The organism is Shinella sp. BE166 (assembly GCF_051201095.1).
GTDB lineage: Bacteria > Pseudomonadota > Alphaproteobacteria > Rhizobiales > Rhizobiaceae > Shinella > Shinella lacus.
Genome location: NZ_JBPEHL010000014.1, coordinates 135,895 through 157,034, shown reverse-complemented (window position 1 = coordinate 157,034; position 21,140 = coordinate 135,895). Strand labels below are relative to the sequence as shown.

Genomic DNA, 21,140 nt, shown 5'->3' with positions numbered 1-21,140 from the left:
AAGCGCGCCTCAAAGACACTCGAAATGCTCCAGATCACACTCGACATCTTCCTCGCAAGAAAACGCCTCGCGAGTCCAACATGAACACTCCCCCCCTTGAGGGGGAGATGCCCGGCAGGGCAGAGGGGGGTATCGCGGGCTATGCCTTAACGGCGGCGGACAGCTTTTCGTCCAGCGCGCGTTTCAGCTCGTCGCGGATGCCGGCGGAGGTGGCGAGGACTTCGCCGGCCTTGACGAAATCGAGCACCCGGAAGCGGCCGACATCCGGGCGGAGGTAGATGTCCGGCGCGCCCTTTTCGAGTTTCAGCGTGACGATGGAGCGCATGGTGAGCTGGGTTGCGCCATAGAGGCTGTCGATGCTGTTGGGCAGTTCCGCGGTGCCGGCCGCCGGCTGGCCGATCACGTCGACGCCGATGGTGATATCGGCGTGGCCGATGAGGTGGTCGAAGGGCACGGGGTTCCACAGCCCGCCGTCGATCATCACCCGGCCGTTGATCATGACCGGGCGGAAGACGGCCGGGAGTGCGGCGGAGGCGGCGATCGCCGGAAACAGCGGCCCGCTCTCACAGACGCATTCGCACTGGCCGTAATAATCGGACGTCACGACCTTCAACGAGATCGCAAGGTCCTCGAACGTCTCCGGCAGGCGATCCGGCAGGAAGGCCTTCAGCACGCGCTCCAGGTTGAACTGCCCGACGCGGAAGCCGACCTCGGAGAGCCGCGTGGGCCTGAGGCTCCAGAGCCGGTTCATGATGCGGCTCGGATGGCCGATCGCGGCGAGCGTGTGCTCGCGGATTTCCTTGCCCGACATGCCGGCCGCCATGGCGGCGCCCAGGATGGCGCCGATCGAGGCGCCCGAGATCAGCACCGGGCGGATGCCGAGTTCGTCCAGCACTTCGATGACATGGATATGGGCGAGGCCCCGCGCGCCGCCGCCGCCAAGCGCGATGGCGACCGTGGGGCCACTTTGCCGCGGCACGTTTGCGGAAACGAGGGCATCGGTCATCGCGGCGGTCTCCTGCTCGCTTTTTGTTTCCGCCGCATTATCCGACGCCGAAGCGATGCCGCTTTGGCTGGAAATGCTCTACGGTTCAGCCGGACCGGTAGCGGTAGAAATGCATGCGCGTGTCGCCGAAGGTGCGGACTTCGAGAAGCTCGAAACCATCGACGGCGGCAGGCTGAATATCGGCACGCTCTTCAAGGATGGCAAGGGCGCCATCGACGAGCCAGCCGCCGCGCGCCGCCGCATCGAGCGCCCGCTCGCCAAGGCCCTTGGCATAGGGCGGATCGGCGAAGAGGAAGTCGAACGGCTCCACCGTGCCGACGCTGCCGAGCGCCGTGGCATCGCGCCGGAAAATCTTGGCGCGGCCGATGAGGCCGAGCGTTTCGATGTTGGAATGCAGGAGCCCCCTGCCCTCGACGCTCTGTTCGACGAAGAGAGCCGCGCGTGCACCGCGCGACACCGCCTCCAGGCCGACGGCGCCGGTGCCCGCGAAGAGATCGAGCACGCGCGTGCCGTCAAGCGCCTTGGGATAGGCATGCGACAGGATGTTGAACAGGCTTTCGCGCGTGCGGTCCGTCGTCGGACGAATGTCATCCGACTTCGGCGTCGCCAGCGCGCGGCCGCGGAACTCTCCGCCGACGATCCGCACGGGCGCTTACTTGCCCTTGCCGCGCGGACGGCTGCCACCGGCGGGCTTGCCGCCAGCAGGTTTTCCACCGGAGGGGCGTCCACCACCCGGCTTGCCGCCAAAGGACTTGCCGCCGGACGGCTTAGCCCCGAAAGGCTTGCCGCCATCGCGGCGCGGCGGACGATCCGAGAAGGTGCGTTCGCCCTCGGCACGGGGCTTGCGATCGGTACGATCGCCAAAGGAGCGCTCGCCTTCCGCGCGGGGTTTGCGGTCGCCACGGGGCGGACGGTCGCCGAAGGAGCGATCGCCGCGCGGTGGGCGATCGCCTAAATCACGGGGGGCGCGATCGTCGCCGGCGCCGGAACGCTTGCGGCCGAATCCGCCGCGACCGCCGTCGTCACGATCCTGCTTTTCCGGCTCGGAGGCGCGGATCCACTCGCCGTCCTCGTCGCGGGTCTTCAGCACGCGCGGCTTGTCGGCGCGGTCGTCGCCCGGGCGGCCACGGGCCGATCCCCCCTTGCGATCGGGATCGAATTTCTTCGCCGTGCGGGTCGGCGCGCCATCGGCGGTGCGGCCGTAGCGCTTGGTCTTCGGCGCACCTTCCGGCCGTTCGCGCGGCTCGCGCTTCACGCTTTCAGCGGTCTCCGCCTTCTTTTCGGCAACCGGACGGGCGCCTGGCGCCATCCAGACATTGGACTTGCGCGCACGCACGGCGGGCTCGCGCTTCGGCTTGCCTTCGAAACGATCGTCGGTGCGGTCGCGAGGGCCGCCGCGCGGCTTCTCGCCGAAGCGGTCGTCGCGCTTGGTGTCGAGGCGGGCGCGGGCCTTTTCGCGGCGGTCTTCCGGCTTGTCGCGGCGGCCGGCGGGCTTTTCGCCCCAGGCGGGCTGCGCGGCCTCGCGGGCCTTGGCGGCCGGCTTCTCATCCGCATCGTCAACCGCATGGTCGAAGAGCGGCGCATCGAAATTCGCCTTGGCTTCCTCGATGAGTCGGGGGCCGAGCTGGTCGCGCAGCGTGCGGCCGCGGATTTCCTGGGCGTGGCCTTCCGGCAGTTCGCCGAGCTGGAACGGGCCATAAGAGATGCGGATCAGGCGGTTCACGTCGAGGCCGAGCGCGCCGAGCACGTTCTTGATCTCGCGGTTCTTGCCTTCGCGAAGGCCCATGGTGATCCAGACGTTGGTGCCCTGCACCTTGTCGAGCGTCGCGTCGATCGCGCCATAGAGCACGCCGTCGACGGCGAGGCCTTCCTTCAGCTTGTCGAGGTCGGCCTGCTCGATCTTGCCGTGGGCGCGCACGCGGTAGCGGCGCAGCCAGCCGGTCGTCGGCAGTTCCAGCATGCGGGCAAGGCCGCCGTCATTGGTCAGCAGCAGCAGGCCTTCGGTGTTGATGTCGAGGCGGCCGATGGACATGACGCGCGGCAGGTCTTCGGGCAGGTTGTCGAAGACCGTCGGGCGGCCTTCCGGGTCGGCATTGGTGGTCACCAGGCCCGCCGGCTTGTGATAGAGCCAGAGGCGCGTGCGCTCGATGCCGCGGATCGGCATGCCGTCGACCTCGATGCGGTCGGCGAAGGTGGCGTTGAGCACCGGCGTGTCCAGCACCTTGCCGTTCACGCTGACGCGGCCTTCCATAATCATGCGCTCGATATCGCGGCGCGAGGCAACGCCGGCGCGGGCGAGCAGCTTGGAAATGCGCTCGGGCGCAAGGTCGGCGCTTGCCGCGGCGGCTGGCGCGGCCTTTGCGGGCTTCGCGTCACGGGCCGGCTTTGCATCACGCGCGGGTTTTCCGTCACGCGGCGCGGATTTGCCGGCGAAGGGTTTGCCGCCCGGCTTCTTGCCTGCCGGCTTGCCGGCGGCAGAGTATGGCTTGCCCTCGCCGGCCGATGCGGCGGCACGGGGCTTGCGGTCACGGCCCGCGGGCTTGTCACCCGGCCGTTTTGGCTTGTCTTTAAATGTCATTTGTGCTGCCTGCGTTTTGGCGTGTCCTATCAGGTCACACGCCCCGGGTTAAGAGGAATTCGTGCCGCTCATGACAAATCGCTTCATGGAGATCGCGCTGGCCGAGGCGCGTGCGGCAGGAGAAAGGGGCGAAGTGCCGGTCGGCGCCGTGCTGGTGCTCGACGGCGCGGTCGTCGCGCAGTCCGGCAACCGCACGCGGGCGGAGAGCGATGTCACCGCCCATGCCGAGGTCGCCGTCATCCGCGAGGCCTCCCGCAAGCTCGGCCAAGAGCGGCTGACGGGCGCCGATCTCTACGTGACGCTCGAACCCTGCACGCTCTGCGCCGCCGCCATTTCCTTCGCCCGCATCCGCCGGCTCTACTACGGTGCGGAGGACCCGAAGGGCGGCGCGGTGGACAATGGCGTGCGCTTCTTCGCCCAGCCGACCTGCCACCACGCGCCGGATGTCTATTCCGGCATCGGCGGCCTGGAAGCGGCGGAAATCCTCAAGGATTTTTTTGCGGAGCGGCGCTGATCAGCCTTCAGCGAACTGTTTAAGCTTGTCGCCACTCAGCCGGTAGCGGACCCATTCCGACTGCGGCTCGGCGCCGATCGCGTCATAGACGCGGATGGCCGGGGTGTTCCAGTCGAGCACGCTCCATTCGAAACGGCCGCAGCCTTCCTCGATCGCGGTACGTGCGAGGTGGCGCAGCAGCATCTTTCCGACGCCGGCGCCGCGGTGATCGGGCGTCACATAGAGATCTTCGAGATAGAGACCGTTCTTCGCCTGCCAGGTGGAATAGGACAGGAACCAGACGGCGGAACCCGCTGGCTCGCCCGCCTCCGTCTCGCAAATCACCGCGCGGGTGACGGAGCCTTCGCCGAACAGCGAGGAGGCAATCGTCTCCTCGGTCGCCGCAACCTCGTGCAGCGCCTTTTCATAATCGGCAAGTTCGCGGATGAAACGCAGGATGGTGCCGGCGTCGCTGACCGACGCCGGACGAATTCTGTAAGTCGTCATCGGCTTAGAAGGGCCACCAGGCGGAACCGCTCTGCTTGGCCGCCTTCGCTTCCTTCTTGCGGCGGCGCTCCTTGGTGCGCTCCGGCTCGCCGAGATCGGCCGAAGCCTCTTCCGGAAGGCGGCGATAATCGACCGGCGGATCGCTCAGGTAACGGCGCTTGTCGGAATAGGCGCCCATCTGCAGCCGGCGCGCATCGCGATAGGCAGCGGTCTGTTCAGCGGCGGAAAGCTTGCGGTTCGTCGTGCTCTGCGCGGCGAGCGGCGAGCGGTAGTTCCCGTCGTCGCTGTTGGCCGCAGCCTCGGTGCGCAGACGCTCGCGCATCTCCTCGGGGCTTTCGATCCACTCGGGATTGTCCTTGCTGGAGACGGACTGCTGCGGCGTGGTCAGGGCGACCTCGTCCTTCGGCACCACGAGGCCACCGCGCGGCTGGTAGCGGATGTTCTTCTTTTCCGCGTCGTCGGGCCGGAGCGTCACCGCGTTGCCGATATCATCCACCAGCTGCTCGCCGGCGGTCTTGCCGGTGCCGTAGGTCGGCCCCATGCAGCCGGTCAGCAGGAGGCTTCCACCGAGGAGGCCGATCAAGCCGGTACGCAGCCGAATATTTCGCGTCATTCCCATGAATACCCTTCCAGCAGAGCCGGCGCCCAAAGCCCGAACACGGCAATAGATCGCCGTGCCATGGCGGAAAAATCCGACCATTTTCAGGCAGCAATACCGGATGAAGACCGCAAGCGCAATTCATCCGGAATATTGACGGCCGGAAAGCCCCGGCCGTCAACAATGCTGTGCCTTATGCTGCGCGGCGAAAACCGATCTCGCGCAGCGCCGCCGCGTCGCGGGCTGAGACGTCCGGATAGTCCGGATCGGTGCCGACATCCGTGGTGATGCGCCAGGAGCGCGCGCACTTCCTGCCCTCGGCAAGCTGCGGCTCGACAGAGACCTTGGCGACGTCCTGAAGACGGAAGGCCGCGGCCGGGCCTTCGCCGGCAACCAGCGTGATGGCCGAGGTGATGCAGATTTCCGCAAAGTCCTGACCTTCGAGGGCTGCGAGCAGCTCCGGATCGTCGATGTGCACGACCGGGGCTGCCTCCAGCGAGGCGCCGATGCGCTTCTCGCGGCGTTCGATCTCCAGCGCGCCGATGACCACCGAACGCACGGCGCGGATCTTCTCCCACTTGGCTTCGAGCGCGTCGTTGCGCCATTCGGCCGGCACCACCGGGAACTGTTCCAGATGCACCGAAACGGCATCCGGCTTCAACGACAGCCACGCTTCCTCCGTGGTGAAGGGCAGCATGGGGGCGAGCCAGGTGACGAGGCACTCGAACAGCTTGCGGATGACCGCAAGCGAGGCGCGGCGCTTCAGCGAGGACGGGGCGTCGCAGTAGAGCGCATCCTTGCGGACGTCGAAGTAGAAGGCCGAGAGCTCGACATTCGAGAAGTCGATGAGCGAACGGGCGATCTTCTTGAAGTCGAAGGCGTCGTAGCCTTCGCGCACGACGGCGTCGAGCTCTGAGAGCCGGTGCAGCATGAGCTTTTCGAGCTCCGGCATGTCGGCATAGGCGATCTCCTCGCCCGTGTCGTGCGCCAGCGTGCCCAGCATCCAGCGCACGGTGTTGCGCAGCTTCCGGTAAGCGTCGATGTTGGTCTGGATGATCGTCTTGCCGAGGCGCTGGTCTTCCCAGTAGTCGGTCGTCATCACCCAGAGGCGCAGGATATCGGCGCCCGATTCCTTCATCACATCCTGCGGCGAGACGACGTTGCCCTTGGACTTCGACATCTTCTCGCCCTTCTCGTCCATGGTGAAACCATGGGTGATGACGGCGTTGTAGGGCGCACGGCCACGGGTCGCCGCCGATTCCAGCAGCGAGGAATGGAACCAGCCGCGATGCTGGTCGGAACCTTCCAGATAGACGTCCGCCGGCCATTTCAGGTCGGGACGGTCTTCCAGCGTGAAGGTGTGCGTCGAGCCCGAGTCGAACCAGACGTCGAGGATGTCCATAACCTGCACCCACTTGGCCGGGTCGTGGTCATTGCCGAGGAAACGCTCTTTGGCGCCTTCGGCAAACCACGCGTCGGCACCTTCCTGCTCGAAGGCTTCGAGGATGCGGGCATTGACGGCCTCGTCGATCAGCACTTCGCCCTTCTCGTCGGCGAAGACGGCGATCGGGACGCCCCAGGCGCGCTGACGCGACAGCACCCAGTCCGGACGGCCTTCGATCATCGCACGCAGGCGGTTCTGGCCGGCGGCGGGCACGAAACGCGTGTCGTCGATGGCGTTCAGCGAACGCGAGCGCAGCGTGGTGCCGTCGCCCAGTTCCTTGTCCATGTAGACGAACCATTGCGGCGTGTTGCGGAAGATGACCGGCTTCTTGGAACGCCAGGAATGCGGATAGGAGTGCTTGATGCGGCCGCGGGCAAACAGGTTGCTGGCGGCGATCAGCGCCTTGATGACGCGCTCGTTGGCGTCGCCCTTCTTGCCGTTGTCGTCCATGACGCGGGCGCCGTCGAAACCGGGGGCGTCGGCGGTGTAGAAGCCGGCATCGTCCACGGTGAACGGGATCTTCGACGAGATGCCGCGCGCCTCAAGGGCACGAGCCGCTGCCGTCCAGGCGTCAAAGTCCTCGCGGCCGTGGCCGGGTGCGGTGTGCACGAAACCGGTGCCGGCATCGTCGGTGACGTGATCGCCATCGAGCAGCGGCACCTTGAAGTCATAGCCGAGGGCGGCCAGCGGATGGGCGCAGACGACCGCCTCCAGTTCTTCCGGCGCGATGTCGCGGAGGAACTTGAAGGTGAGCTTTGCCTTGGCCGCCGATTCATCGGCAAGACGCGTGGCGAAGATCAGCTTTTCGCCCGGCTGCGGGCCGAAATCGTTCTGCGCGCTTTCCACCTCGTAGAGACCGTAGGGATAGCGCGACGAGAAGGCGATGCCGCGGTTGCCGGGGATCGTCCAGGGCGTGGTGGTCCAAATGACGACGGAATTGCCGAGCAGGTCGGCCGGACCTTCAGTCACCGGGAACTTCACCCAGATCGCATCGCTCTCGACATCGGCATATTCGACTTCGGCTTCGGCCAGCGCCGTGCGCTCGACGACCGACCACATGACGGGCTTGGAGCCGCGGTAGAGCTGGCCGCTCTTGGCGATCTTCAGGAGTTCGCCGGCGATGCGGGCTTCCGCGTGGAAGTTCATCGTCGTGTAGGGGTTGTCGAAGTCGCCCTCGATGCCGAGGCGCTTGAACTCTTCCGCCTGGATCTTGATCCAGCCGGCAGCGAAGTCGCGGCATTCCTGGCGGAATTCGTTGACCGGAACCTCGTCCTTGTTCTTGCCCTTCTCGCGGTACTTTTCCTCGATCTTCCATTCGATCGGAAGGCCGTGGCAGTCCCAGCCGGGCACGTAGTTCGAGTCATAGCCGCGCATCTGGAAGGAGCGGGTGATGACGTCCTTGAGGATCTTGTTCAGCGCGTGGCCGATATGGATGTTGCCGTTGGCATAGGGGGGGCCATCGTGCAGCACGAATTTCTCGCGGCCGGCGGCGGAGGCGCGCAGCTTTTTGTAGAGACCCATCTTCTGCCAGCGGGCCACCGTTTCCGGCTCCTTCGTCGGCAGGCCGGCGCGCATCGGAAAATCCGTCTGCGGCAGGTAGAGGGTGGGCGAATAATCGACTTTTTCGGGCGTATCGGTCATGGATGTGGCTATCGTCTTTTTTTCGCGCGCGTTTGCGCATGCGGGGATATTGTCAGGCTCCGACGGCGGGGCGCTTTTCGAAAACGCCCAAAATCCCGGACCTTCCGGCCTCGCTCAGAGCGCGCGGAAGGCCGGGCCACTAATTCGCAGATCGATGGTCAGCCGGTTGAGCATCATGCGCGCGGTATTACGGCCTTTTCGCCATTTTGAAAAGACGCCAGAGTCGTTTGTTCCTAGAAACAGATGCGCCGGTCGATCGGCCCCAGCGGCGTGACGCCGGAAAGCAGCGCGCGCGCCTCCTCCTCGTCGCGCTTCATCTGGATGACGAGCGGGTCGAGGCCGTCGAATTTCAGCTCGTCGCGCAGGTGGCCGAAGAAGGAGACGGCGGAGACTTCGCCGTAGAGATCGCCGGAGAAATCGAACAGGAAGGTTTCGAGCAGCGGCACACCATTCGACGTGACCGTCGGGCGGCGGCCGTAGCTGGCGACGCCGTCGTGCAGGCTTCCGTCGGGGCGGCGGAAGCGCACGGCGTAGATGCCGTTGCGCAGTTCCACTTCCGGGGGAAGCTGCATGTTGGCGGTCGGGTAGCCGAGCGTGCGGCCGAGCTTCTTGCCGCCGATGACCTCCGCCTCGACCGTGTAGCGGTAGCCGAGCTGACCGGCCGCTTCCACGACCGCACCCTCGCCAAGCAGGGCACGGGTGAAGCTCGACGAGATGACCGAGGCGTTCTCGTCGCGGAAGGCATCGACCAGCGTCACACCGAAGCCGTTGTCCTGGCCGGCGGCCATCAGGAAGGCCGGGCCGCCCTCCCTGCCCTTGCCGAAATGGAAATCGAAGCCGGTGACGACTTCGGAGGCGTGCAGCCAGTCGATGAGCACCGAGCGGATGAAATCATGCGCCGACATTTCGGAAAAGCCGCGATCGAACGGATATTCGATGACCGCGGAAAAACCCATGCCCTCCAGGATGCGCGCCTTCAGCGGCGCCGGCGTCAGGCGGAAGACCGGGCGCTCGGGGCGGAAGACGGTGCGGGGATGCGGCTCGAAGGTCAGCACGAGGGCCGGGATGCCGCGGTCGCTCGCGAGGTCGAGCGCGCGTTGCAGCACGGCCTGGTGGCCGCGGTGCACGCCGTCGAAATTGCCGATGGCGATGACGCCGCCGCGCAGGTGTTCCGGCAGCGGCTCTCTGGTTTCGTTCCTGTGAAATACCGTCATGACGACCGTCTCCGTCACTGCAGCCGGGGCATCCACCATTTGGGGTGGGAACCTTCGCGCGTCAGGAAAGCCGCGAGCTTCGCCTCGTCGGTGCGGCCCGCTTCGACATATTCCTGCGCATGGATGCCGCCGGAAATATAGAGCACATCGAGGCCGAAGGCTTCCGCGCCGCGCACGTCCGTCGGCATGCCGTCGCCGACCGCGATCACGCGCGACAGGTCGAAGTCGCCGCGGACGTCCTTCGCCTCGGCGATCGATTTCTCGTAGATCGGCCGGTGCGGCTTGCCGGCGATCAGGCTGGTGCAGCCGAGCTCCTCGTAGAATTTCGCCAGCGCCCCGGCACATTGGATGAGCCGGTGGCCGCGCTCGACGACGAGGTCCGGATTGGCACAGATGAAGGGCAGCTTTTTCGCGGCGAGCCTTTCCAGCTCCTCGCGATAGTCCTCGACGGTCTCCGTCTCGTCGCTGCGCAGGCCCGCGCAGACCACGATGCCGGCCTCGTCAAGGCCAACGGTCTCGACGCCGAGGCCGTCGAGCAGCGGCAGGTCCTTTTCGGCGCCGATGAAATAGACCTTCTTCGGGCCTTCGGCGATCAGCGCGCGGGTGACGTCGCCGGAGGTGACGATGCGATCATAGGAATCGTCGGCGACGCCGAGGCCGCGGATCTGCACCTTGACGCCCGGATGCGGGCGCGGCGAATTGGTGATGAGCACGACGGTGAGGCCGGCGGCGCGGGCGTCCGCGAGCGCTTCCGAGGCGTAAGAGAAAGCTTCGACGCCATTGTGCAGGACGCCCCAGACGTCGCAAAGCACCACGTCATATTGCGAAGCGATGTCGCGGAAGGATTGGATGCGTTCAGCCATCAGGTAGTCCTGTTCGAAATCGAGCCCGGCTGACATTGCAAAGCGAGGCCAAGAAAACAAGCCTCTCCACACAATTTTGCCCCATCAACAGGCAAACTGCCGGAAATTCATGGCCCTGACTTGATGGCGTGCGATTTCACTCCCATCTGCCGGCTGCGGTAACCATCCGGGGCAAAATAATTTCCAGGCGTCGTCCTTGACTCGAAAAGCGCCGGCGCCTATCTCCGGGCCGCTAGCACTCCTAACCAGTGAGTGCTAACATCCATCCATCGGGTCCATACCGGGATCCGCAATGTCATTCGATCGAGGGATAAGACAATGGCAAGCACCACCTTCCGCCCGCTTCACGATCGCGTCGTCGTACGTCGCGTCGAATCCGAAGCCAAGACCAAGGGCGGCATCATCATTCCGGACACCGCCAAGGAAAAGCCGCAGGAAGGCGAAATCGTCGCCGTCGGTTCCGGCGCCCGTGACGATTCCGGCAAGGTCGTTCCGCTGGACGTCAAGGCTGGCGACCGCGTTCTGTTCGGCAAGTGGTCGGGCACCGAAGTCAAGCTCGACGGCGAAGACCTTCTGATCATGAAGGAAGCCGACATCATGGGCATCATCGGCTGATCTAGCCGTTCATCCCCTTCCGAAATTCGCTGATACCTCTTTCAGGAGTTCACACAATGGCAGCCAAAGAAGTCAAGTTCGGCCGCACCGCGCGCGAAAAGATGCTGCGCGGCGTCGACATTCTCGCAGACGCAGTCAAGGTAACGCTCGGCCCGAAGGGTCGTAACGTTGTTATCGACAAGTCCTTCGGCGCACCGCGCATCACCAAGGACGGCGTTTCCGTCGCCAAGGAAATCGAACTGGAAGACAAGTTCGAGAACATGGGCGCCCAACTCGTTCGCGAAGTCGCTTCCAAGACCAACGACATCGCCGGCGACGGCACGACGACGGCAACCGTTCTTGCCCAGGCCATCGTTCGCGAAGGCAACAAGGCTGTTGCAGCCGGCATGAACCCGATGGACCTGAAGCGCGGCATCGATCTCGCCGTTGCTGAAGTCGTCAAGGATCTCCAGGCCAAGGCCAAGAAGATCAACACCTCGGAAGAAGTCGCCCAGGTCGGCACGATCTCCGCAAACGGCGACAAGCAGGTCGGTCTCGACATTGCCGAAGCCATGCAGAAGGTTGGCAACGAAGGCGTCATCACGGTTGAAGAAGCCAAGACCGCCGAAACCGAACTCGAAGTCGTCGAAGGCATGCAGTTCGACCGCGGCTACCTGTCGCCCTACTTCGTGACCAACCCGGAAAAGATGGTCGCCGACCTCGAAGACGCTTTCATTCTCCTGCACGAGAAGAAGCTTTCGAACCTCCAGGCGATGCTCCCGGTTCTCGAAGCCGTCGTCCAGACCGGCAAGCCGCTCGTCATCATCGCTGAAGACGTCGAAGGCGAAGCCCTCGCAACGCTCGTCGTCAACAAGCTGCGTGGTGGCCTCAAGATCGCTGCCGTCAAGGCTCCGGGCTTCGGCGACCGCCGCAAGGCCATGCTCGAAGACATCGCCATCCTGTCGGGCGGCACCGTGATCTCGGAAGACCTCGGCATCAAGCTCGAAAACGTCACGCTCGACATGCTCGGCCGTGCGAAGAAGGTCTCGATCACCAAGGAAAACACGACGATCGTCGACGGTGCCGGCCAGAAGTCGGAAATCGAAGGCCGCGTCGCGCAGATCAAGGCCCAGATCGAAGAAACCACCTCCGACTACGACCGCGAGAAGCTGCAGGAACGTCTTGCCAAGCTCGCTGGTGGCGTTGCCGTGATCCGCGTCGGCGGCTCGACGGAAGTCGAAGTGAAGGAAAAGAAGGACCGCATCGACGACGCCCTCAACGCGACGCGCGCTGCCGTTCAGGAAGGCATCGTACCGGGCGGCGGCGTTGCCCTGCTGCGCTCCTCCGTCAAGATCACCTCCAAGGGTGAAAACGACGACCAGGAAGCCGGCATCAACATCGTTCGCAAGGCGCTGCAGTCCCTCGTTCGCCAGATCGCGGAAAACGCTGGTGACGAAGCTTCGATCGTTGTCGGCAAGATCCTCGACAAGAACGAAGACAACTACGGCTACAACGCCCAGACCGGCGAATATGGCGACCTGATCGCACTCGGCATCGTCGACCCGGTCAAGGTTGTCCGCACGGCTCTGCAGAACGCAGCTTCGGTTGCCTCGCTGCTGATCACGACGGAAGCCATGATCGCCGAACTGCCGAAGAAGGATGCACCGGGCGGTATGCCTGGCGGCATGGGCGGCATGGGCGGCATGGACATGATGTGATAGGCGCAAGCCTATCGCAGCGTGACCATCAAGCTTCGCCCATGCACTAAAGTTGGTTCAGCGCGTCAAGCGCGCTGAACTGGCGGCATGGACATGATGTAAGACCCTTCGGGTCCTACATCTGAGCCAACCGGTTCAGTTCGGAAAGGGCGGTCTTCGGGCCGCCCTTTTTGTTTTTCCGGCAAAGCGGCGCATTTCAAAGAGGTTCACCGGACTGCATCGTTTCCGTGAAAAGAATTTTTCCGTTTGTACAATAATTCTCAAAAAGCCGTTGCTGGCATCAAAAAACCAATTATAAAGACGCCCCAAGTGAACTGTAAGATTCACCCGGGGTACAGGTGCTGGTTTTGGACAGGAACATGTCGATAAACCGCGCAGCCAGTTCTCCCTGAAATATATTGATAGAACCGCCGGAAGACTTGAAAGAAGGGTCAGCGGCGGTTTTCACGCGTACGTCGGATCCGATACGCATAGCAGGATCCGGACGAAGTTCAGTACATGGGAAAGTGGTTCGGCGGACTTCGAGGGTTGTCGCCGGCGCTCTCTTTTAACGTGTCGCGTGCCCGAAACGGGGCGTGACATGTCGGCCAAATTCGAGCAACTGCCTGAGGTCGTAGGTGTTCAAGATAATCAAGACTGATCTCTCGTCGCCCTTTCTTCCGGGCTCGATGGGGTTCGACGAGACGGACAACGAACTGCTGACGCAATATTGCGTGACGGAGCGCTGGACCGGCGATCTTTCCAACGGCCTCTTCACGCTTGGCGACAAGGCGATGCAGGCGCATGGCCTGCCGCAGCGCGCCTGCGGGCTGTTGAACCTCATCCGCTGCTACGAGCCGCTCGACCGCGCGCGCGTGCTCGAACTCTTCGAGCAGGCGGCCTCCTCATCCTCGTCCTTCTGCTTCTCAACGACCATTCACCTCGACGGCGCGCCGCGCCAGCCGGTGTTCTGCGTTGGGGAATCGACGGGCCTGGAGGAGAAATACGCCGGCACGATCATCGGCGTCTTCATCTTCCCCCGCTTCCAGATCGACCTCGCCGGCCGCCGCTTCAAGCGGCAATAGGCCGCTTCAGGCGGCCTTGCTGGCCTCGACGCTGGTACGGATGCTTTCCACCGGCATCGGGCGACCCAGGAAATAGCCCTGCGCCTCGTCGCAACCCTCGTCGAGCAGGATGGCAAGCTGGTTGCTCGTCTCCACGCCCTCCGCCAGGACCGGCACGCGCAGCGTCTGGCCGAGCGCCAGGATGGCGCGGATGATGGCCTTGGCCTCCGGGCTTGCCTCCACCTCGCTCATGAAGCTGCGGTCAAGCTTGATCTTGTCGAAGGGGAAGGCGCGCAGCGTTTCCAGCGACGAATAGCCGGTGCCGAAATCGTCGATGGCGATGGTGACGCCGAAGGCCTTGATGCGGCGCAGCGTCTGGAGCGCCCGCTCCTTGTCGGCGATGATGGTCGATTCGGTGATTTCGAGCTCCAGCCGGCGGGGGTTGAGGCCCGTTTCCAGGAGCACCCGGTGCACGAGGTCCGCGACATCGGCATTTCCAAGCTGGATCGGCGACAGGTTGACGGCGATCTTGTGGTCGTTGTTCCATGTTGCAGCCTCGCGGCATGCCTCGCGCAGAACCCATTCACCGATCGGCAGGATGGCGCCGCACTCCTCGGCAATCGGGATGAAATCGCCCGGAGGGATCTTGCCGCGCAGCGGATGGTGCCAGCGCAGCAGCACCTCGTAGCCGATCGTCTCGCCGGAGGTAACAGCTTTCTGGACCTGGTAGTGCAGTTGCAGTTCTTTGCGCTCCACGGCCTGCCAGAGGTCGTTGGCGATGAGGCGGCGGCTGCGGGCGGCCTCGTCCATCGAGACCTCGTAGAAGCAGACCGTCTGGGTCAGCGCATCCTTGGCGCGGTACATGGCAAGGTCGGCATTGTTGATGAGCGCTTCGACCGTGTCGGCATCCTGCGGGTAGATCGCGACGCCAAGGCTGGCGCCCGGCTTGATATCGTAGCCGTCGATGCGGATCTCTGCGTTAAGGCAGTTCTCCAGACGCTGGATGAAGTCGGTGAGGTCAGCCACGTCCGAAAAACGCTTGGCGGCGGCGAATTCGTCCCCGCCGAAGCGGGCGACCGTCTCGTCGGCCTCCAGGCAGGCCTGCATGCGCTTCGACAGCGTGGTGAGCACTTCGTCGCCCGCCGCGTGGCCGCGCGTGTCGTTGATTTCCTTGAACTTGTCGAGGTCGATGCCGATTGCTGCGACCTTGCCGCCGGAGAGGCGGGCGGCATCGAGGTCGGCTTCGAGACGGTTGTTGAAGCTCGCACGGTTCGGCAGGCCGGTCAGTCCATCGTGGCGGGCGAGGAAGGAGATCTGCTCCTCGGAGCGCAGGCGCTCGGAAATGTCCTCATAGGTCGCAACCCAGGCGCCGTCAGGCAGCGTGCGGTAGCGTAGTTGCACCGAGGTGCCGTTCGGTAGCTTCTCGACCATCGCGCCGCCGTCGTTCGCGAGAATCGCAGCGCGGCGACGCGCATAGACGTCCCGTGCCTTCGCCTGGCGCACATCCGGATCGGCAAACAGGTGGGTGACGCCCTGGTCGACGATCTCGCGCAGCGTCATGCCGGGCTGGATGCGGCCTTCCGGGAAGCCGAAGATCTCGCTGTAGCGCTTGTTGGCGATGAGCAGGCGTTCGTCCTTGTCGAACAGGCAGAGGCCCTGCGACATGTTTTCGAGCGCGAGGTCGAGGTTCTTCGTCACGGCAGCGAGCCGGTCGGCGTCGGCCTTTTCCTTCGTGACGTCCTTGGTAATCTTGGCGTAGCCGACGAGTACGCCGCCGGCATCGTAAATCGGATCGATGACGACATTCGCCCAGAAGCGGCCGCCGTCCTTCTTGTAGCGCCAGCCCTCGCTCTCGTATTTGCCTTCCGCGCGCGCAAGCGCCAGCGCGCGCTCGGGCAGGCCGGCCGCGCGGTCCTCCTCGCTGTAGAAATGCGAGAAGTGCTGACCGACGATCTCATGGGCCTTGTAGCCCTTGCTGCGCTCGGCGCCCGCGTTCCAGTTGGCGACCCGGCCTTCCGGGTCGAGCATGTAGATGGCGTAATCCTTGACGCCCTGCACGAGCATGGCGAACTGGCGTGTGCTCTCGCTGGCGGCAAGCTCCGACTGCCTGGCGAAGACGGCGGCCGTCAGCCCTGCGAAGAGCAACGAGAAGGCGACGACGGCAATCAGCGGCACCATCAGGCTGGTGGAGATCAGCGTGTCGTCGCTGACCGGCATCAGGCCCGGCTCGATCATCACGGCCGCCATTGCGGTGAAATGGAGCGAGACGACGCCGAGCGCCATCAGCACGGTGGCAAGGGCGCGACCCCGTGCGCCAAGCTGCGGGCGCATGCAGACGTCGAGCGCCAGCATGCCGAAGAGACCGGCGCAGACGACGGAGGCCGCTACATAGACACTGTCCCAGACGATGCGGCCCGGAAGCTCAAGCGCCGACATGCCGATATAGTGCATGGAGGTGATGCCCGCGCCGAGCAGCAGGCCGCCCGCCACGACCGCGCTGCGACCGGGAATGTAGCTTGCGAGCGCCAGCCCGATCGTCGTGACGACGATCGCGACGGCCAGCGACAGCAGCGTCGGCTCCATGTCGAAGCCCATGGCGACGCCGGGATCGTAGGCCAGCATGGCGATGAAGTGGGTGGCCCAGATGCCGAAGCCGCTCGATGTGCCGGCGGCACCGAGCCAGAGGCCGCGCGCCTTCCCGTCGGAGACCTGTGCCCTTTGCGTCAGCGAGACCGCGACATAGCAGGACAGGAAGCATATGAACGCCGCCAGCAGCACGAGGCGGAGGTCGTGCTCGACGGCAATGCAGGTCAGGATACGAAGCATGAAGGGGCACCGGAGTGGGAGCGAAGTGGCCCCACTCAGCCGGAGAACCCTAAAAAATCAGTGAATTCAGAAAGCTTAACGCCGAACCGCTATATTTCGCATCAGTTCATACTTAACAAAGATCAAAACAGTACAACTGTTTCATTCAGCGACGAAAATGCAGCTCAACCTTCGGGCTATACACCTTTCAGAGCGTCAGGGCCTTGAGGTCCGTCGCTGGGTCCTCCAGTGCTTCCCGCGCGGGCGTGCGGCCCATCTCGATCAGCTTCTTGCCGACCACATAGGCCTTCGCATCGTTGACCGCGTCCACCGCGATCAGCCGGCCTTCGCGGAAATACCAGACGGAGACGCTGCCTTCGCGCTGTCCGGGGCGCACGAACGTATCGTCGAAGCCCATGCAGAAGCCGGCGATCTGCAATTTCACGTCATACTGGTCGGACCAGAACCAGGGTTTCGGCTCATAGGGCGCATCGCCGCCGGCGATGACGGCAGCCGCCGCTTCCGCCTGGTCGACGGCATTCTGCACGGATTCCAGCCGCACGCGATTACCCTCGAAGGGCAGAACGGCACAGTCGCCCATGGCGAAGATCGCGGGATCGGACGTGCGGGCATGGGCATCGACAACGATGCCGTTAGTGACCTCGAGGCCCGCATCGCGCGCGAGCCCATCATTCGCCGCCACGCCGATGCCGGCGATCACCATGTCGACCGGCAGCACGAAGCCGTCGGAGAGTTCCGCGCCGGTGACGCGGCCATTCTCTCCCAAGAGGCGCACGAGGCCGGTCTTTTCGCGCACGTCAACGCCGCGCGCATTGTGGATGGCCTTGAGGATGGTGGCAGTGGCGGGCGAAGCGACGCGGGCGAGAATGCGGTCGGCCATTTCGATGACGGTGACGTGCAGCCCCCTGCCCCGCGCGACGGCCGCGGCCTCCAGGCCGATATAACCGCCGCCGACGACGAGCGCACGGCGGCCTTCCTGCATTTCGACGCCGAGGCGGTCGGCATCGCGGTAGTCGCGCACCGTGAACACGCCGTCGAGGTCGCCGCCGATCTCGGCCGGCAGGCGGCGCGGCGTCGCACCGGTGGCGAGTGCCAGATAGGCATAGTGCAATGTCGAGCCGTCGCTGAGCGTCACGCTCTTGGCGGCGCGGTCGATGGCGGTGACCTCGGTCGACAGGCGGATGTCGACATTGTTGTCCGCATACCAGCTTTCCGGGCGGAACTTCAGGCGTTCGAGATCGGCCTCGCCGAGCAGGTATTTTTTCGAGAGCGGCGGTCGTTGGTAGGGGTGGCTCGCCTCGGCGGCGATGATCGTGATCGGCCGTTCGTCCTTCAATGCGCGCAATTTGGCAACGAGGGCAAATGCGGCCTGACCGCCACCCACAACAACCAGTCTTCCCGTCACGATGTTTCCCCGTCTTTGGTTTTACCGACAGGTAGCGCGCTCCGGCGGGCGGCGTCAACTCGTCGCCGCGCCGCCGGATTTTTCGTTTGCGTCAGGGTTTTGCTGGAATATCGAAGCCCTTCTGGGCCGCCGGGCGGGCCGAGGCGCGCTCGACCCAGTCCACGACGGACGGGAAGCTCGCATAGTCGAGCGCCTCGCGGCCGCCGTAGAAAATATCCGCGCCGCGCACCCACGGATAGGTCGTGATGTCGGCGATGGTGTATTCGTCGCCCATGATCCACGGACGATCCTTCAGCCGGTCTTCCAGCACCGAGAGCAGGCGCTTCGATTCGTCCCGATAGCGCTCCGTCGGATAAGAATTGTTGGCGACCTTGTCGGCGGCGAATTTGTAGAAATGGCCGAACTGGCCGAGCATAGGCCCGACGCCGCTCATCTGGAACATCACCCAGCTCAGCGTCTCGTAGCGCAACGCCGGATCGGCGGGGATGAGTTTTCCCGTCTTTTCCGCAAGGTAGACGAGGATGGCGCCCGATTCGAAAAGGCCGATCGGCTTGCCGCCGGGGCCGTTCGGATCGATGATCGCCGGGATGCGGCCGTTCGGGTTGAGCGAGATGAATTCCGGCGACTTCACGCCATCAGGCCCGAACTCGATGCGGTGCGGCTCATAGGCGAGGCCGAGTTCTTCCAGCGCGATCGACACCTTCACGCCATTCGGCGTCGGCAGCGAATAGAGCTGGATGATATCGGGGTTCTTGGCGGGCCACTTTTTGGTGATGGGGAAGGACGACAGATCTGCCATGGAGGACTCCTTGCGATGGGAGCTTTTAGATAGGACACTCAAACAGGGTTTGTGAGGGTCGGGCCGAAACATTTCAACGGGAAAACGGAGGGCGCATGACGATCTTTCAAGGCATCAATGTCGTTTCGGTTTCCGTGACCGACCTTGACGCGGCCCGCAACTTCTATCGCGATACGCTTGGGCTCGGAGAGCCAACCTTCGACCTGCCGGATGCCGGGTGGATCGAATTCTCGACCGGCGCTGCGAGCGGCAATCTTTCGCTTACTCTGGCTGAAGAGGGCTGGCAGCCCGGCTTCGGCACGACCATCGTCTTGAATGTCGCGGATTGCCGGGTGGCGGTGGAGGTCTTGCGGAGCCGAGGCGTACGGTGTGACGATGCGCAGGATTTTCCCGGCTTCGTCACCTTTGCAAGCTTCTACGATCCGTTCGGCAATCGGCTGCAAATGTGCAGCCCGGCGCCGTGACGCTCACAGCGCCTTGCGCACCGCCTCCATAATTTCCGTCACCACCGCATTGCCCTCGTGCTCCGGCTTGCGGGCGCGCACGAGGCAGGCTTCGGACTTCAGGATCACGCCATCCGAGAGGATCTTCAGGTGGTTGGCGTGGAGCGTCGAGCCGGTGGAGGTAATGTCGACGATGATATCGGCGGAGCCGGAAGCCGGCGCGCCTTCCGTGGCACCGAGGCTTTCGACGATGCGGTAGAGCTGGATGCCGTGGTTGCCGGAGAAGAACTGCTGGGTCAACCGCCAGTATTTCGTGGCGATGGTGAGCCTGCGGCGGTGGCGGGCGCGGAAATCCGCGGCGACGTCGCCGAGATCGGCCATCGTGTCGACATCGAGCCAGATTTCCGGCACGGCGACCACGACATCCGCATGGCCGAAGCCGAGGCGGGCGCAGAATTCGACGCGGGCATCCGCCTCCGCCAGCCCTTCGCGCACGAGGTCCTCGCCGGTCACGCCGAAATCGACGGTGCCGTTGGCGATCTCGCGGGAGATTTCGGAGGCCGACAGGAAGGCGATTTCGATATCGTCGCGCCCCTCGACGCGGCCGCGATAGGAGCGGTCATTGCCGACGGCGACGACGGAAAAGCCGGCGCGGGCGAGCACGGCGGAGGAATCCTCCTTCATGCGACCTTTGGAGGGGAGACCGATGGTGATGGTCATGCGGCTCCTCCTTTGGCGCTCGCAATGCGATCGAGCCAGAGCGAGAAGCCGACCGCCGGAATGCGTTCCTTGGCGCCGAGCAGCGTCAGCAGCCGGTCGAAGCGGCCACCGCCGGCGAGCACCAGCGCGTCGCCGTCCGGCGTGATCTCGAAGACGAGGCCGGTGTAATAATCCAGCGGACGGCCGAAGGCGGCGCGGTAGGTGATCGAGGCAGGATCGACACCGATATCGCGCAGGGCCGCCACGCGGCTTTCGAAGCGGGCGAGCGCCTCGCCAAGCGAAAGGCCGGCCTTTTGCGCGAAGACGGCGAGCGCCTGGGACGCGTCCGCAAGGCTGAGTTCGAGGGCCAGGAATTCGCGCAGCAGCGCCAGCGTGCGGTCGTCGAGCCGCGTGTTGGCGAGTTCCATTTTTTCGCGCAGCCGCCTGGCGATATCGGCGGGGCTGCGGCTGGCATTGGTGGAATAGCCGGTCGCTTCCATGGTCTGGTCGATATGGGCGACCAGTGTCGCCTCATCGTCGAGTTTTCCCAGAATGGCGAGGCGCTCGACCTCGGGACCGAAGACGCCGGAGGGGGCGGGATCGGACAGATCGGCCATCAGCTTCTGCAATTGCGCCTGGTTGCCGAAGGCATGCACCAGCCGCTTCTGCCAGCCCGCCGGCAGGCCGCAGGCGGCAACGACCGCCTCGAACACCGACTGATCGCCCAGCACGACCGAAAGGCCGACGCCCGGCAGGCGGTTGTTCAGGACGGAAAGCGCATCGCAGACAGCGCGCGCATCGGCGCGGGCGACATCCTGTTCGCCGAGGTCTTCGATGCCGGCCTGGTAGAACTCATTCGAGCCCTCCCGGCGCTGGCGGAAGACCTCGCCGAGATAGGCGTAGCGCTTCGGCGTGCCGGTGGCGGTCTCGATGTGGCGCAGGCAGACGGGAATCGTGAATTCGGGGCGCAGGCACAGGCTCTTGCCCGTCTCGCTCTCCGTCATGAAGATGCGCCGCCGCAGATCCTCGCCTGCCATGTCGAGGAAGGGTTCGGCCGGCTGGATGACCGGCGTATCGACGCGCTCCGTGTGGAGGTTTTCCAGATCGGCGATGAGGTCGGGCGCGAAGGCGGGGAGGTTGATCAGGGGCATGGAAATAGCTCCGACCGTGGGGAGGCATCCCCCCCTCTGTCCTGCCGGCGGCGAGACCCCCTCATCCGACCCTTCGGGCCACCTTCTCCCCGCTGGGGAGAAGGGGAAACGAGAGGTC

General features: G+C 64.6%; 18 protein-coding genes. 5 read left to right on the top strand and 13 right to left on the bottom strand.

Translation table 11 applies throughout. The annotated features are described in order from the left end of the window. Positions 1 to 139 precede the first annotated feature (139 nt). The 3 genes from J2Y63_RS27210 to J2Y63_RS27200 all read right to left on the bottom strand — a co-directional run bounded on the left by J2Y63_RS27210 (position 140) and on the right by J2Y63_RS27200 (position 3,584). Complete coding sequence (locus J2Y63_RS27210) at positions 140 to 1,006, bottom strand: patatin-like phospholipase family protein (RefSeq protein WP_435268643.1); 867 nt, start codon at positions 1,004 to 1,006, stop codon at positions 140 to 142. A gap of 85 nt (positions 1,007 to 1,091) precedes the next feature. Continuing rightward, positions 1,092 to 1,652 carry a 16S rRNA (guanine(966)-N(2))-methyltransferase RsmD gene (gene rsmD / locus J2Y63_RS27205; protein WP_435268642.1) on the bottom strand — a complete coding sequence of 187 codons (561 nt, stop codon included), beginning with the start codon at positions 1,650 to 1,652 and terminating at the stop codon, positions 1,092 to 1,094. Positions 1,653 to 1,658: 6 nt separating this feature from the next. Continuing rightward, the gene (locus J2Y63_RS27200; RefSeq protein WP_435268641.1) at positions 1,659 to 3,584 is read right to left on the bottom strand and encodes a pseudouridine synthase; all 1,926 of its coding nucleotides are present in this window, start codon (positions 3,582 to 3,584) and stop codon (positions 1,659 to 1,661) included. A gap of 70 nt (positions 3,585 to 3,654) precedes the next feature. Between J2Y63_RS27200 and J2Y63_RS27195 the strand changes: the two genes are divergently transcribed. Beyond that, complete coding sequence (locus J2Y63_RS27195; protein WP_256118499.1) at positions 3,655 to 4,098, top strand: nucleoside deaminase; 444 nt, start codon at positions 3,655 to 3,657, stop codon at positions 4,096 to 4,098. Here the strand turns inward: J2Y63_RS27195 and J2Y63_RS27190 are convergent, their stop codons facing one another. The 5 genes from J2Y63_RS27190 to J2Y63_RS27170 form a co-directional block, all read right to left on the bottom strand. Then, complete coding sequence (locus J2Y63_RS27190) at positions 4,099 to 4,584, bottom strand: GNAT family N-acetyltransferase (RefSeq protein ID WP_435268640.1); 486 nt, start codon at positions 4,582 to 4,584, stop codon at positions 4,099 to 4,101. A gap of 4 nt (positions 4,585 to 4,588) precedes the next feature. Then, a complete protein-coding gene (locus tag J2Y63_RS27185; protein ID WP_435268639.1) occupies positions 4,589 to 5,203 on the bottom strand; it encodes a hypothetical protein in 615 nt (204 codons plus the stop codon). Positions 5,204 to 5,375: 172 nt separating this feature from the next. Continuing rightward, the gene (ileS, locus tag J2Y63_RS27180; protein WP_435268638.1) at positions 5,376 to 8,267 is read right to left on the bottom strand and encodes an isoleucine--tRNA ligase; all 2,892 of its coding nucleotides are present in this window, start codon (positions 8,265 to 8,267) and stop codon (positions 5,376 to 5,378) included. A 233-nt stretch (positions 8,268 to 8,500) separates the two neighbouring features. Next, a complete protein-coding gene (locus tag J2Y63_RS27175; RefSeq protein WP_435268637.1) occupies positions 8,501 to 9,481 on the bottom strand; it encodes a bifunctional riboflavin kinase/FAD synthetase in 981 nt (326 codons plus the stop codon). Positions 9,482 to 9,495: 14 nt separating this feature from the next. Beyond that, positions 9,496 to 10,344 carry a TIGR01459 family HAD-type hydrolase gene (locus J2Y63_RS27170; protein WP_435268636.1) on the bottom strand — a complete coding sequence of 283 codons (849 nt, stop codon included), beginning with the start codon at positions 10,342 to 10,344 and terminating at the stop codon, positions 9,496 to 9,498. 318 nt (positions 10,345 to 10,662) lie between these two features. Here J2Y63_RS27170 and groES point away from each other — a divergent pair, with 318 nt between their 5' ends. The 3 genes from groES (at position 10,663) to J2Y63_RS27155 (ending at position 13,720) form a co-directional block, all read left to right on the top strand. Continuing rightward, positions 10,663 to 10,959, top strand: coding sequence for a co-chaperone GroES (gene groES / locus J2Y63_RS27165; RefSeq protein ID WP_256118493.1), 297 nt, complete (start codon positions 10,663 to 10,665; stop codon positions 10,957 to 10,959). Between the two features lie 56 nt (positions 10,960 to 11,015). Then, complete coding sequence (gene groL / locus J2Y63_RS27160) at positions 11,016 to 12,656, top strand: chaperonin GroEL (RefSeq protein WP_256118492.1); 1,641 nt, start codon at positions 11,016 to 11,018, stop codon at positions 12,654 to 12,656. A 617-nt stretch (positions 12,657 to 13,273) separates the two neighbouring features. Next, complete coding sequence (locus J2Y63_RS27155; RefSeq protein ID WP_435268635.1) at positions 13,274 to 13,720, top strand: hypothetical protein; 447 nt, start codon at positions 13,274 to 13,276, stop codon at positions 13,718 to 13,720. Between the two features lie 6 nt (positions 13,721 to 13,726). Here the strand turns inward: J2Y63_RS27155 and J2Y63_RS27150 are convergent, their stop codons facing one another. The 3 genes from J2Y63_RS27150 to J2Y63_RS27140 form a co-directional block, all read right to left on the bottom strand. Beyond that, complete coding sequence (locus J2Y63_RS27150) at positions 13,727 to 16,525, bottom strand: bifunctional diguanylate cyclase/phosphodiesterase (protein WP_435268634.1); 2,799 nt, start codon at positions 16,523 to 16,525, stop codon at positions 13,727 to 13,729. 187 nt (positions 16,526 to 16,712) lie between these two features. After that, the gene (locus tag J2Y63_RS27145; RefSeq protein WP_435268633.1) at positions 16,713 to 17,930 is read right to left on the bottom strand and encodes an NAD(P)/FAD-dependent oxidoreductase; all 1,218 of its coding nucleotides are present in this window, start codon (positions 17,928 to 17,930) and stop codon (positions 16,713 to 16,715) included. A 91-nt stretch (positions 17,931 to 18,021) separates the two neighbouring features. Next, on the bottom strand, positions 18,022 to 18,729 hold the full coding sequence (locus J2Y63_RS27140) for a glutathione binding-like protein (RefSeq protein ID WP_435268632.1): 708 nt from the start codon (positions 18,727 to 18,729) through the stop codon (positions 18,022 to 18,024). A gap of 95 nt (positions 18,730 to 18,824) precedes the next feature. Here J2Y63_RS27140 and J2Y63_RS27135 point away from each other — a divergent pair, with 95 nt between their 5' ends. Then, positions 18,825 to 19,193, top strand: a complete 369-nt coding sequence (locus J2Y63_RS27135; RefSeq protein ID WP_435268631.1) for a VOC family protein — start codon at positions 18,825 to 18,827, stop codon at positions 19,191 to 19,193. 3 nt (positions 19,194 to 19,196) lie between these two features. Here the strand turns inward: J2Y63_RS27135 and hisG are convergent, their stop codons facing one another. Both hisG and J2Y63_RS27125 read right to left on the bottom strand, forming a co-directional pair. Further along, positions 19,197 to 19,892 carry an ATP phosphoribosyltransferase gene (hisG, locus tag J2Y63_RS27130; RefSeq protein ID WP_435268630.1) on the bottom strand — a complete coding sequence of 232 codons (696 nt, stop codon included), beginning with the start codon at positions 19,890 to 19,892 and terminating at the stop codon, positions 19,197 to 19,199. Then, on the bottom strand, positions 19,889 to 21,022 hold the full coding sequence (locus J2Y63_RS27125) for an ATP phosphoribosyltransferase regulatory subunit (protein WP_435268629.1): 1,134 nt from the start codon (positions 21,020 to 21,022) through the stop codon (positions 19,889 to 19,891). The genes hisG and J2Y63_RS27125 overlap by 4 nt, the downstream gene beginning before the upstream one ends. Between the last annotated feature and the right edge of the window lie 118 nt (positions 21,023 to 21,140).

Coding starts and splice junctions, on each gene's coding strand:
- J2Y63_RS27210 (WP_435268643.1), bottom strand. CDS start 1,006: ATGACCGATGCCCTCGTTTCCGCAAACGTGCCGCGGCAAAGTGGCCCC.
- J2Y63_RS27200 (WP_435268641.1), bottom strand. CDS start 3,584: ATGACATTTAAAGACAAGCCAAAACGGCCGGGTGACAAGCCCGCGGGC.
- J2Y63_RS27195 (WP_256118499.1), top strand. CDS start 3,655: ATGACAAATCGCTTCATGGAGATCGCGCTGGCCGAGGCGCGTGCGGCA.
- J2Y63_RS27190 (WP_435268640.1), bottom strand. CDS start 4,584: ATGACGACTTACAGAATTCGTCCGGCGTCGGTCAGCGACGCCGGCACC.
- J2Y63_RS27185 (WP_435268639.1), bottom strand. CDS start 5,203: ATGGGAATGACGCGAAATATTCGGCTGCGTACCGGCTTGATCGGCCTC.
- ileS (WP_435268638.1), bottom strand. CDS start 8,267: ATGACCGATACGCCCGAAAAAGTCGATTATTCGCCCACCCTCTACCTG.
- J2Y63_RS27175 (WP_435268637.1), bottom strand. CDS start 9,481: ATGACGGTATTTCACAGGAACGAAACCAGAGAGCCGCTGCCGGAACAC.
- J2Y63_RS27170 (WP_435268636.1), bottom strand. CDS start 10,344: ATGGCTGAACGCATCCAATCCTTCCGCGACATCGCTTCGCAATATGAC.
- groES (WP_256118493.1), top strand. CDS start 10,663: ATGGCAAGCACCACCTTCCGCCCGCTTCACGATCGCGTCGTCGTACGT.
- groL (WP_256118492.1), top strand. CDS start 11,016: ATGGCAGCCAAAGAAGTCAAGTTCGGCCGCACCGCGCGCGAAAAGATG.
- J2Y63_RS27150 (WP_435268634.1), bottom strand. CDS start 16,525: ATGCTTCGTATCCTGACCTGCATTGCCGTCGAGCACGACCTCCGCCTC.
- J2Y63_RS27140 (WP_435268632.1), bottom strand. CDS start 18,729: ATGGCAGATCTGTCGTCCTTCCCCATCACCAAAAAGTGGCCCGCCAAG.
- J2Y63_RS27135 (WP_435268631.1), top strand. CDS start 18,825: ATGACGATCTTTCAAGGCATCAATGTCGTTTCGGTTTCCGTGACCGAC.
- hisG (WP_435268630.1), bottom strand. CDS start 19,892: ATGACCATCACCATCGGTCTCCCCTCCAAAGGTCGCATGAAGGAGGAT.
- J2Y63_RS27125 (WP_435268629.1), bottom strand. CDS start 21,022: ATGCCCCTGATCAACCTCCCCGCCTTCGCGCCCGACCTCATCGCCGAT.